The sequence below is a fragment of the Sphingomonas sp. PP-CC-3A-396 genome (genome assembly GCF_004343105.1).
GTDB lineage: Bacteria > Pseudomonadota > Alphaproteobacteria > Sphingomonadales > Sphingomonadaceae > Sphingomonas.
In genome coordinates this window covers 498,886-510,733 of record NZ_SLYF01000003.1, presented here as the reverse complement: position 1 = coordinate 510,733, position 11,848 = coordinate 498,886, and the positions used below count along the sequence as shown (strand labels likewise).

General features: G+C 63.6%; 12 protein-coding genes. 7 read left to right on the top strand and 5 right to left on the bottom strand.

Translation table 11 applies throughout. The features are described from left to right. Window positions 1-6: 6 nt before the first annotated feature. The 7 genes from C8J40_RS08345 to C8J40_RS08315 all read left to right on the top strand — a co-directional run bounded on the left by C8J40_RS08345 (window position 7) and on the right by C8J40_RS08315 (window position 8,331). A complete protein-coding gene (locus C8J40_RS08345; RefSeq protein ID WP_132896600.1) occupies window positions 7-768 on the top strand; it encodes an SDR family oxidoreductase in 762 nt (253 codons plus the stop codon). Between the two features lie 129 nt (window positions 769-897). Next, window positions 898-3,057 carry a TonB-dependent receptor gene (locus C8J40_RS08340; protein ID WP_132896599.1) on the top strand — a complete coding sequence of 720 codons (2,160 nt, stop codon included), beginning with the start codon at window positions 898-900 and terminating at the stop codon, window positions 3,055-3,057. Between the two features lies 1 nt (window position 3,058). Beyond that, window positions 3,059-4,462 (top strand): FAD-linked oxidase C-terminal domain-containing protein, encoded by a 1,404-nt coding sequence (locus tag C8J40_RS08335; RefSeq protein WP_132896598.1) that lies wholly within the window; start codon window positions 3,059-3,061, stop codon window positions 4,460-4,462. A gap of 48 nt (window positions 4,463-4,510) precedes the next feature. Continuing rightward, window positions 4,511-5,449, top strand: coding sequence for an alpha/beta hydrolase (locus tag C8J40_RS08330; protein ID WP_243693277.1), 939 nt, complete (start codon window positions 4,511-4,513; stop codon window positions 5,447-5,449). Between the two features lie 9 nt (window positions 5,450-5,458). After that, window positions 5,459-6,763: an MFS transporter gene (locus C8J40_RS08325; protein ID WP_243693276.1), complete on the top strand. Its 1,305-nt coding sequence runs from the start codon at window positions 5,459-5,461 to the stop codon at window positions 6,761-6,763. A 96-nt stretch (window positions 6,764-6,859) separates the two neighbouring features. Next, window positions 6,860-7,612 (top strand): AraC family transcriptional regulator, encoded by a 753-nt coding sequence (locus C8J40_RS08320; protein WP_132896596.1) that lies wholly within the window; start codon window positions 6,860-6,862, stop codon window positions 7,610-7,612. Then, on the top strand, window positions 7,609-8,331 hold the full coding sequence (locus C8J40_RS08315; RefSeq protein WP_132896595.1) for a FadR/GntR family transcriptional regulator: 723 nt from the start codon (window positions 7,609-7,611) through the stop codon (window positions 8,329-8,331). The genes C8J40_RS08320 and C8J40_RS08315 overlap by 4 nt, the downstream gene beginning before the upstream one ends. A 289-nt stretch (window positions 8,332-8,620) precedes the next feature. Here the strand turns inward: C8J40_RS08315 and C8J40_RS08310 are convergent, their stop codons facing one another. The 5 genes from C8J40_RS08310 to C8J40_RS08290 all read right to left on the bottom strand — a co-directional run bounded on the left by C8J40_RS08310 (window position 8,621) and on the right by C8J40_RS08290 (window position 11,821). After that, window positions 8,621-8,764: an entericidin A/B family lipoprotein gene (locus C8J40_RS08310; protein WP_132740684.1), complete on the bottom strand. Its 144-nt coding sequence runs from the start codon at window positions 8,762-8,764 to the stop codon at window positions 8,621-8,623. Window positions 8,765-8,776: 12 nt separating this feature from the next. After that, complete coding sequence (locus tag C8J40_RS08305; RefSeq protein ID WP_132896594.1) at window positions 8,777-8,959, bottom strand: hypothetical protein; 183 nt, start codon at window positions 8,957-8,959, stop codon at window positions 8,777-8,779. A 190-nt stretch (window positions 8,960-9,149) separates the two neighbouring features. Beyond that, a complete protein-coding gene (locus tag C8J40_RS08300; protein WP_165911388.1) occupies window positions 9,150-10,139 on the bottom strand; it encodes a LuxR C-terminal-related transcriptional regulator in 990 nt (329 codons plus the stop codon). A gap of 418 nt (window positions 10,140-10,557) precedes the next feature. Further along, a complete protein-coding gene (gene aqpZ / locus C8J40_RS08295; RefSeq protein WP_132740927.1) occupies window positions 10,558-11,346 on the bottom strand; it encodes an aquaporin Z in 789 nt (262 codons plus the stop codon). Window positions 11,347-11,536: 190 nt separating this feature from the next. Then, the gene (locus C8J40_RS08290; RefSeq protein ID WP_132740676.1) at window positions 11,537-11,821 is read right to left on the bottom strand and encodes a CsbD family protein; all 285 of its coding nucleotides are present in this window, start codon (window positions 11,819-11,821) and stop codon (window positions 11,537-11,539) included. Window positions 11,822-11,848 lie beyond the last annotated feature (27 nt).

The following is an 11,848-nucleotide window of genomic DNA, read 5'->3' as shown; positions in this document are numbered from 1 at the left end:
CCGACCATGTATTTCGAAAGACTGAAACTGACCGGCCGCCGTGCCCTCGTAACGGGTGGCGCGGCAGGGATCGGCCTGGCCTGTGCCGAAGCGCTGGCGGAGATGGGCGCGCACGTGACGATCGCCGACCGCGACGAGGCGGTGATCGCAGCCGGGCAGGCGGCGCTCTCGGACAAGGGCTACGCGATCGACGGCGTAGCGATGGACGTGACCGATTCCGCCCGCGTGACTGCCGTTGCCGATCAGCTCGGGGCGATCGATATTCTCGTGAATAATGCCGGCATCGCACGCAGCGAAACCGCGGCCGAAGACGTCGCCGACGAGCATTGGCTGAACGTACTCGACGTCAATCTCAACGGCACCTTCTGGTGCGCGCGCGCCTTTGGCCGGCACATGCTGGCGGCGGGGAAGGGCGCGATCGTCAATGTCGGGTCGATGAGCGGTTTCATCGTCAACCGGCCGCAACCGCAGAGCTATTACAACGCGTCGAAGGCCGCAGTGCATCAGCTGATTAAGAGCCTCGCTGCCGAATGGGCGCCACGCGGCGTCCGCGTCAACGCGGTCGCCCCGACCTATATCAACACCGTTCTCAACAGCTTCGCGGATCGCGAGGGCGAAATGTACAAGCGCTGGATCGACGGCACGCCGCAGGGCCGTCTCGGCGAACCCGAAGAAGTCGCGTCGATCGTTGCATTCCTAGCCTCGGATGCGGCGAGCCTGATGACCGGCAGCATCGTCCTGGCCGATGGCGGTTACAGTTGCTGGTAACGCACCGATCGGCGAAGTCCGCGAGCCGGACGGCATAGCGCGAGACCTTTCATACAGGTAAGCTATCGGATAGCTCTGACTGTAGAAGTAGCCGGCAATGGATCGGCGCTCTACAGGGATGAGGATCCGATGCGCTTTAAGACATTGCTCGCCGCAGGATGCGCCGCCGCCGCCTTCACGACCGTGCCGGCCTTCGCTCAGGACGCCGCCGATACGGCCAAGACCGCAACGCCCGTCAGCTCCGATGACATCGTCGTCACCGCCCGCCAGCGCCAGGAGTCGCTGAAAGACGTGCCGATCGCGGTGACCGCGATCACCGGCGACCGGCTGAAGGAGTTGCAGGTCAACACGGTGAAGGACATCGCGTCCTACACGCCGGGGCTCAACATCAACTCGGACAGCGTCGGTCGCGCGTTCGTCTCGATCCGCGGCATCGGTACGACGCTGATCGATACGGTCCAGCCAGGCGTCGGCATCTTCATCGACGGCGTCTATCAGCCGAACACGTCCTACCTCAACTCGCCAATCGTCGACGTCGCGCGGATCGAAGTGCTGCGCGGACCGCAGGGGACGCTGTTCGGCAACAACACGCTGGGTGGCGCGATCAACGTCATCACACGCCAGCCGGGCAACGAATGGGAAGGGCGGTTCGACGCCGCGGTCGCCGGCACGGACAATTACGCGTCGGTCTCGGGCTCTGTCAGCGGGCCGATCGTACGCGACCTGCTGCAGTTCCGAATCGGCGCGTCCTATCACGAGCAGGACGGCTTCATGCGCAACACGCTGACGATCGGCGACATGAACCCGCTGAAGCAGCAGAGTGTCGGCGGCACGCTCCGCTTCACGCCGGCCGACTGGGCGGTGTTCACCGTCAACGGCAATTACGACCGGACCGCGGGCGGCAGCACGTCGTATATCCACGTCGCCGGGCCGACCGATTACCGCCTCGACGGCGCGACTAATGTCCTCAACCGTGCGGTAATCGACTATTACGGCGCGAACGTGAAGGGTGAGTTCGATGCCGCCTCGCTGAAAACCAAGATCACCGCGATCGGCGCCTACAACCAGAAGAATGTCGCCGGAATCAACGACGGTGATTTCAGCGCGGTCGACCTGCTCCGCACCCGCGGTGGTTCGACCTTGAAGACCAAGACCGCCGAACTGCGCTTCGATACGCAGTGGAGCGACGCGTTCTCGACGTTGATCGGGCTGTACGGCAACCGCTACACGCAGACGAGCGACCAGCTGACGACGATCGATTTCCGCGCGCTGCTGGGGCCGACCTTCCCAGTGCCGGCCTCGACCACGCCGTCGTCGACCTATGTCCGCAACGATACGCGTGCGATCTTCGCGACCGCGTTCCTGAAAGTCGGCACGCTCGATCTCGCGGTAGGTGGCCGTTACGATCACCAGAAGCTGGTCGCGAGCCAAGTCAACGGCACGACGCCGTATACAGCACCCGAGTACAAGAAGGACCAATTCCAACCGCGCGTCACGCTGACGCAGCACTGGACACCGGCAGTGATGAGCTACGCGTCGGTCGCCAAGGGTATCCGCGGCGGTGGCCAGAACGGTCCGGGTACGCGGCCGGAGGATGCGACCTACAAAGGCGACAATGTCTGGACCTACGAACTCGGCACCAAGTTCGACGCGTTCGACCGTCGCCTGACGATCAACGCCGACGTGTTCTACAACGACTATAAGGACTTCATCGGCCAGAACTCGCTCGCGCCCAACACCAGCGGGGGATTCGTCGCGATCAACCTCAATACCGGCACCGTCGAAAGCTACGGCGCCGAAGTGGAGGCGCATCTGCGCGTGACGAACCAGTGGCGGATCGATGCCGGCGCATCCTATCTCCATGCCCGCATCACCGACGACAGCCAGTATTTCGCGACCACCGGCGTCCACGTATCGAGCGATCGGATCATCTTCACGCCCGATTACAACTTCAACTTCAACACGACCTACACCGTGCCGGTCGGCGAGAATGCGGTGCTGCTCGACGCCGGGATCTTCGGCAAGGGCAGCCGGGTCGGCTCCTCGCTCGACCCCAATGTCGCGCCGAAACTGTCGGCCTATGCGATCACCAACGCCTCGCTCGGCTTCCGTTTCTCGAGCGGCCTGACCGTCACGGCGTTCGGCACCAACCTGTTCAACACCAAGTTCATCGAGAGCTATATCGACAAGTCTGCGCTGGTCCGCGCCGGGCTCGCGCCGCTGGCGTCGAACCTCGCGATCCAGGGCGACCGCCGCCGCTACGGCGTGCGCGCGAGCTTCCGGTTCTAGGATGACCATGCAATTCGAACATATCGAGCGCGCACCGCTCGACCCGGCGTTCGTCGCGGCGCTCAAGCAGCGGTTCGGCGACGCGCTCCAGATGAGCGACGCAATGCGGCTCCACCACGGTAGCAGCGAGGCGCATTTCGCACCGATGCTGCCCGACGCGGTCGTCTTCGCGCGATCGACCGAGGAGGTGGTCGATCTCGTCAAGCTGTGTACCGCCGCCAAGGTGCCGATCGTGGCGTTCGGGGCTGGCACCTCGATCGAGGGCAACACGCTGGCGGTGCAAGGTGGCGTGTCGGTCGACCTGTCGGAGATGACGCAGATCGTGTCGATCAACGCCGACGACTTCGACTGCACGGTGCAGGCCGGTGTCCGCCGCGAGCAGCTGAACGAGCATATCCGCGACCTGGGGCTGTTCTTCCCGATCGATCCCGGCGCCAATGCGACGATCGGCGGGATGGCCGCGACGCGCGCAAGCGGTACCAACGCGGTGCGCTACGGCACGATGCGCGAGGCTGTACTGAGCCTGCGCGTGGTAACGCCCGACGGTCGCGAGATCCGCACCAGCCGCCGCGCGCGCAAGTCGGCGGCGGGCTATGACCTGACCCGGCTGTTCGTCGGCTCCGAGGGTACGCTCGGGATCATCACCGAAGTGACGCTGCGGCTTCATGGGATACCCGAGGCGATCTCGTCCGCGGTGTGCAGCTTCGACACGCTGAACGGCGCGGTCGATACGGTGGTGCAGGCGATCCAGATCGGCGTGCCGCTCGCTCGCGTCGAGATCCTCGACGACATGCAGATGAAGGCGGTCAACGCCTGGTCGAAGCTCGATTACCCGGAACTGACGACACTCTTCTTCGAATTCCACGGCTCGCCGCGCTATGTCGACGAACAGGCCGAGACGGTGCGCGAACTCGCGGCGGCGAACGGCGGCGGCGACTTCCGTTGGTCGAATCTGCCCGAGGAACGCTCGAAGCTGTGGAAGGCGCGGCACGAGGCGTATTACGCTGCGGTCAACCTGCGCCCCGGCGCGGTCGGCTGGGCGACCGACGTGTGCGTGCCGATCAGCCGCCTGGCGGAGTGCATCGGCGAGACGAAGGCCGACCTCCAGGCCTCGTCGGTCCCGGCAACCATTCTCGGCCATGTCGGCGACGGCAATTTCCACGTCGTGTTCTCGATCGATCCGGAGTCCGAAGCCGAACTGGCCGAGGTTTCGGCGATCAATTCACGGATGGTCGAGCGGGCGCTGGCGATGGATGGCACGTGCACCGGGGAGCACGGCATCGGCATCGGCAAGCAGGACTGGCTGGTCGCCGAACTCGGTGACGCGGTCGAACTGATGCGGACGCTGAAGCATGCGCTGGACCCGCACAACCTGTTCAATCCGGGCAAGATCTTCGCGTTCTGAACGCCGTTCCGATATCGAACGCGCGTCATAACAAAGATCGTGGAGAGAATGATGGACAGCCTGCACCTGGTGGATCCGACGCTGCGCCCGCTGCTGGAGATGTTGCCGCCGATATCGCTCACTGCCGATATCCTGCCGGCAATGCGCGACCGGCCCTCGATGTTTCCCCCGGCCGACGAGTCGCTGGCGACGCTGGAGATCCATACGGTTCCAGGGCCTGCCGGAGCCCCGGATATCGACCTGCACGTGTTCCGCCCGGTGGGCGTCACTGGCGTCCTGCCCTGTATCTATCATATCCACGGCGGCGGCTATGTCATGGGCAAGGTCAGCGACTATGATCCTTTGGTCCGCCCGCTGATCGCCGACCTCCAATGCGTCATGGTGTCGGTCGAGTATCGCCTCGCGCCCGAGACGAGCTTTCCGGGTCCGATCGAGGATTGCTATGCCGGGCTCGCCTGGACGATCGCCCATGCCAAGGAACTCGGCATCGATCCGGCGCGGCTCGGCGTGATGGGGCAGAGCGCAGGCGGCGGGTATGCCGCGGCGCTGGCGCTGATGGTGCGCGACCGTGGCGAATATGCGCTCGCGTTCCAGCACCTGATCTACCCGATGCTCGACGATCGTACGTGCACCGCCGCGCCGCATCCGTACGCCGGCGAGTTTATCTGGACTGCGCAGAGCAATCGCTTCGGCTGGAGTTCGTTGCTCGGCCACGCGCCCGGTGGCGACGACGTCTCGCCCTACGCCGCACCAGCCCGAGCGACCGACCTCGGCAACCTGCCGCGTACCTATATCGCGACCGGTGCGCTCGATCTCTTCGTCGACGAGGACATCGACTACGCGACGCGGCTGATCCGAGCGGGCGTGCCGGTCGAGCTTCACGTCTATCCCGGCGGCTATCACGCCTTCGATGTCTTCGCCGACGGTCCGGTCTCGCAACAGGCGCGCCGCGACAGCCACGAGGCATTGCGCCGTGCGCTTGCATAAGGAATCCGCATGACCGATTTCGCCCGACCGATCGAGGCAACCTCACCGCCGTTCGCAAGGACGCTGCTGCCGTTGCTCGCGCTCGCGCTGGCGATGGCGGTCGGCTTCACGATGATGGGCTCGTTTGGGACGGTCCAGGAGGGCGCGAAAGCCGAACTTCACCTGAGCGACTATACGCTGAGCCTGATCCAGGGGCTGTCGGCGGCACTGCCTCTCGCGGTGTTCTCGATCCCGATCGGTATCCTGGTCGATCGCTACAACCGCGTGCGAATGATGATCGCGCTTGCGCTCGCGTGGACGCTGGGGACGGTGCTCACCGCGTTCGCGCAGGGCGTGCCCGTGCTGTTCGTCGCGCGCATGCTGACCGGGATCGGCACGACCGGCGCCTTGACCGCAGCGCTGTCGCTGTGCGCCGACTTTTGCGTTCCAACGCAGCGGGGCAGGGCCATGCTGATCGTCAACCTCGGCAAGTCGCTCGGCGTTGCGCTCGCCCTGGGCTTGTCAGGCGCGCTGTTCGGCCTGTTCGCCCATGGCGGCGCGCCGTCATGGTTCGCAGGCATGATGCCGTGGCGCAGCGTCCATCTCGGCCTTGCGGTCATCAGCGTGTTTGCCATCCTGCCGCTGTTGCTGTTGCGCGAGCCGGCGCGACAGGAGGTCGCGGCGGGCACGCATGCGCCTTTCAAGGTCGTCGCTGGTGAACTCTGGGCGCGTCGCGTGTTCCTGATCCCCTTGTTCATCGGCCAGATCAGCGTGGTGATGGCCGATGCCGCCGCGGGGATCTGGGTCTCGCCGGTCCTGTCGCGCAATTTCCACCTGCAGCCCGACCAGTTCGCCGGCTGGATGGGCACGCTGCTCTTTGGCTCGGGCGTAGTCGGTGCGATCGTCGGTGGGCTTTCCGCCGACCGGGGACAGAAAAGCGGACGGCGCGGTGGCCTGCTGATCGGTGCGATCGTCGCCGCAGCGGTTGGCGTGCCTGCCGCGCTGTTCCCGATCATGCCCTCGGTTCCGTTGTTCGGGGTCGCGGTCGGCCTGCTCGTGACGTGCGGCGCGGTGACGGGCGTCGTGACCTCGGTGGCATTGACCGTTCTGATCCCCAATGAGCTGCGCGGACTGTGCATCGGCGCGTTCATCGCGATCGCCGGGCTGATCGGCTACGGCCTCGCACCGACGCTGGTCGCGGCGGCAAGCGGCATGCTGGGCGGCGAGGCGCATCTCGCGCAGGGTCTCGCGATCGTTGGCGTGGTGACCAGCGCGATCTCGGTCATCGCCTTCACGATGGCGATGCGGCGCGCGCCGGTATCGGCAACCACCTGACCTGTAAGATAGCTCTTGTACGAGCTATCCGATAGCTGCATGATCGACTCAATCCCGGCAATCGGGAACAGGAGATCGGTGTTGGGTGAGGATAGCATGCAGAAGGAACGGGTCACGGTGTCGCCAGAGATGGCGGCCTTCATCGGCGAGGGCCTGGTCGACCCGGCGGCTGTTTCCGCCGACGCGGTGGTCCTCTGCTTCACACTCGGCGATGACGCGCCGGCGCAGGTCACCGTCACCACCGGCACGGTTCCCTCGGAGGAGCGCGCGATCCTCGTCCTTGCGGTCGAACGTGGCGCCTGCCTGCGGGTCTTCGATTATGCGCCCGACGCGAACATCGCGTGCCATCTGCCGAGCGAGTTGCGGATGATGGTCGCGGCGATCCTCGATTGCACGTTGCCCGAACCCTGGCGCAGCACGCATCGTTCGGCAAAATGCATCGAGCTCCTGTCCAGCACGTTTCAGCGGATCGTCGAGGACGACCTCGTTCCTCTCGCGGGCGCCGGGCAATTGTCCGCCCGCGACAGCCAGCGGATCGTCGCGGCGAAGCGGATGATCGACGAGCGCTGGGGTGAGAAGATGACGCTCGATTCGATCGCGCGCGCCTGTGGACTGAACCGAGCGAAGCTGACGCGCGGCTTCCGCGACATGTTCGCTTGCACGGTCGCCGACGCGCTGCTCGACCGGCGGCTCGGAGCGGCGCGTCAGCTGCTGATCGCGACCGACCTGCCGGTATCGTCGATCGGGTACCAGTGCGGCTATCTCAACAACGCCAGTTTCACGCGTGCCTTCTCGCGGCAGTTCGGCGCGACCCCGTCGTCGCTGCGCGCACCACGGCTTGCGGCATGAGCGCGGCGAGCCTGCGACTGGTCGAGGGCGGCTCGCTCGTCGATCAGGCAGTCCATGCGGTCCGCACGCACATCCGCACGAACGACATGAAGGTCGGCGACACGCTGCCGTCCGAAGGGCATTTCGCGGCCGAGCTTGGCGTCAGTCGGCCAGTATTACGAGAGGCGTTCGGTGCGCTTGCGGCGTTGCGGCTGATCGACGTCGGCAACGGCCGGCGCGCGCGAGTTGCCGCGATCGATGGTTCGGTGATGGCGACGTCGCTTGATCACGCGGTGGCGACGGCGCAGATCTCGATGGTGCAGATCTGGGACGTGCGCCGCACGCTGGAACTCCGCACCGCCGAACTCGCCGCGATCGAGCGCACCGACGACGAGGCACGGACGATCGTCGGCCTGGCCGAGGCGATGGAAGCGGCCGGTACCGACGTCGACGCGCTGACCCGCCACGATATCGCGTTCCACCAGGCGATCGCGCAGGCGGGGCGCAACATGCTGTTCTTGCAGATCGTCCGCTCGTTCGCGCCGATGATGGTCCATGCTGTGCCTGCCGCCTGGGCAACGCGAACAACCGCACGGCAGCGTACCGCCGTGTTGGCGCACCATCACGACCTGGCGCGCACGATAGCCAATCGTGATCCGAAAGCTGCGATCGCCGCAATGAATACGCATTTCGTCGCATCCATCGGCGATCTGTTCGCCCGTCGTGAGAATGGTAATTAGTCGGCGTCCACCATCTGGATGGAAGGGCTGTAGCTGACGATAATAGAGCGTTCGTATCCGGGACGCCATCGACCGCACTTGAGCATCGGCGACTGCGCCTGGGCACTAAAACCTAGTCTAACTCACGAGTTCACGCCGAACGATACCTAGCAAAAAGCGTAGTAAAAATCCCGCCAGTGGCCGGATATTATAAAGTCTGGCGCGTTGGAATTATAGGCAATCGAAAACGCCAAGAGCGGATGAATGATTGGGGAGCGACGATTTGACGAAGTCCCCAATCTATTGTGCGCTACTTCTTCTTGCCGCTCTCGCCTGAGGCGTTCGATACAGCCGTTCCTGCGGATTTCACGTCTTTGCCGACGCCGTTGACGGTATGGCAACCGGTCAAGGACAGGCCTGCGGCAAGGACGATCAGTGTAAATGCTTGTTTCATATGTTTCCCAATTTAATGCTTGAGGTGAATCGTGCCAACACGGCGCGAAAGGGGTTTGGCCCGAGAAGATTCTTCGGTATCTACCGACTTCACGCCGGCATTAGTCTGCGATGGCGAAATGCCGGTAAGTTTACACAGCGTATCCGTGACCGAAATTTTGGCCACGTTGGAAAGTTTGCTGGTATCCTTCTGCATGATGAACGCTCCCTCGTTCGGTGGCTTGGCCAAGTTACTGTTATCTAACCAAAGGCGAACGCAGCCGACAGATCGATTTGTCGTGCCGAAATAGTATTTTCAACATGAGCGGCGGATGACAGCGTTGTTCCGAGTCCCCCAGGCGCGATTTTTAAAGCGTGGGCATTTGCATGATGAAGGGGATATGCCTTCAGTTCGATAGAGCGTCGGTGGCGCATGCCAGTAGCGCAACACGATTGCTTCCGGTGTCAAACCCTCGCGCGCGGCCCCAGGCGGCCGCTGCCACTCTGCGATTGACGCCGATCTTGCTGTAGACGCGAGCGACGTGGTTGCGGATCGTGTTGCCGCTGACTTGCAGTGTACGTGCCATCGTCTTGTCGTCCATTCCCTCGCAGATCAACGCCAGCACATCGCGTTCGCGTGCAGTGAGTTCGCTCAATCCCGATGCGCCATCGTCTCGCGACGGTGCGGACCGAAGCGCCATATTATCCAAGATGGCATGGCTGAGCCATTTGGATTCCGAAATCGTCGCTTCGATCGCCGCGGCCAGACTGCGTTCGTCGATCCGACGACTGGTCACGTCCTGAAACGTCCACAGGGCGTAGGCTTTGCCGACGACGAGGATCGTGGCCTCGGAAATGACGCATTCGAGATGCTGTCCGCACTTCGTACGGACGAAGCCGGTTGCAATTCCCGATGGCCAGATATCGATGTCGTCAGTCGATCGACCGGATAGTTCGTTGAGTGAGTAGCCGAGCAATGAACAAAAACTCTCATTCGCAACTGTCACGACGTTGTCGGCCGGATCGACGATCGTCATGCACGCCGACGAGGTTGTGAACGCGGTTTGGACGCTTGTGCGCAGTTGATCGTGGCAGCGTTCAGTCTCTTGCCATGCCCCAATATCCGTGAAGGTAAACAGCATGCACGGCTGGCCGGCGACGGTCACGGGCTGGCCTGTGACGATCACGGGCCGGTACGTGCCGTCAGGCATAGCCAGACGAGCCCGGGTTTGCGGGATCGTCTGCGCGTTGACGAGCGCGCGCTTCACCAACTCGTAATTCGCGAGGCCCTCAAGGATGTTGCGCTCGTACATCGAGCGTCTCCGCCAATCCTCGTCCGCGCTATCGGTAAGCGCAAGAAAACGGCGGTTGACCATCACGTAACGCAGGTCCCGCAAGCCGCAGACGATCGCGGGGGCGGGGTTCGACTCGATCGAGCATTCTAGCCGCGTTGCGTGTTCGGGCGCATGCCACATAGTGCCCGCGAGGGTGTGATGGGGGCGTGTGAAGATATCCAGGCAATCGTTCGTCATGGTCGTCCCTCGTCGTCACGAAGATACGCCTCAGTTAATCGATAGATGTAATGAAAAATCTGTCATACCAAGAGTGCCCCATTTTGATACAAAGTAGAGATGTATGGTAGTTCACAATCTGTACGACAGATAAGGTGAAAGGTAAGGGTCGGTTACTTATGCCGATATTGGGAAGCTTAACTATGATATACACTCAAAGCGGTTCGTTTAGTGTCGCCTCGAGACGTGCGTTGCTGTCTACCCGTTGCACTACCGCTCGCCGTCCTCGGGATTGCCCGATGGTTTATCTTTCAAGCGGTGCAGTATTGCGGTCATCGCCGACCATCAGTTCGACCGGTGTATCGCCGATCGGCCCCGGCGACTGATCTTCATCGGTATGCGCGAACAGCCAGCGACCAAGAAGGCCGGCTACGGCGGCGCCACCCAAAGGAGCAATCCAGAACAGCCAGAGCTGCGACAGCGCCCATCCGCCGACGAACAGCGCGGGACCCGTGCTGCGCGCCGGGTTCACCGACGTATTGTCGATCGGGATCGAAATGAGGTGGATCAGCGTCAATGCTAGACCGATCGACAGTGGTGCGAACGCTGCCGGGGAGCGCTCGTCGGTCGCGCCGAGGATGACCGTAAGGAAGCCCGCGGTCAGCAATGCCTCGGATAGGAATGCGGTTGCCGCGCTGTATCCACCCGGCGAATGCACGCCATAGCCATTCGCGGCGAACCCGCTCGCGACCAGGTCGAATCCTGCGGTGCCCGATGCCAGTGCAGCCAGTGCCGCGCTGCCCAAGATGCCGCCGATGACCTGCGCGATGACATAGCCCGGCAGGTCGCGAACGGGAAAGCGGCCGGCGACCGTCAAGCCGACGCTGACGGCCGGGTTGAAGTGGCCGCCCGAGATGAAGCCGACGGCAAACGCCATCGTGAAGACCGTGAGGCCGAACGCCAGTGCTACGCCAGCCATGCCGATCGTGCCGGGAACGCCCGTGCCCGCGGCAAGTACCGCAGCGCCGCATCCACCCAGGACCAGCCAGAACGTGCCGATGACTTCGGCGGCCAACCGTCGCGCGGTAGCGATACGGCGGGGTCGGGCTACCTGACCGACGGGCGTACCAATGGTCGATGCGCGCTGGAGGTGTGGACTGTCGGCCATGTCTTTCGTGCCTAACATGGGGTGCATCGATGAGCGCCCGTCGGTCTTTGGGGTGGCGGGCAGGGCGCGGCGATCGCTGCCCGGCCCGCCGTTGGGAATCGGCGTTTCTGGCTGCTTACTTGCCGCGCAGGGTGTTGATGACCGCGATGCCGAGCACGCCGGCTAAGGCTGCAGCGGTGAAGGGGCGTTCCTTCGAGAATTGGCGGACATAGTCGAGCAGCGGGCGGATGTTGTCCTCGACGGCATCCTTGGCTTGGCCAACAGTCTTCTGGATGGTGCCGCCGAGTTGGTCCTCGGCACCTTCGCTCCGCAGCGACTTGTCGCCGATCGCGCCGCCGAGCGTCTCCTTGAGCTTGCCGCCGACGTTGGCGGCGGTGCCGTTGAGGGTATCGGTGTTCATAAGAGTTTCCTTTGGTTCTCTCGGGAA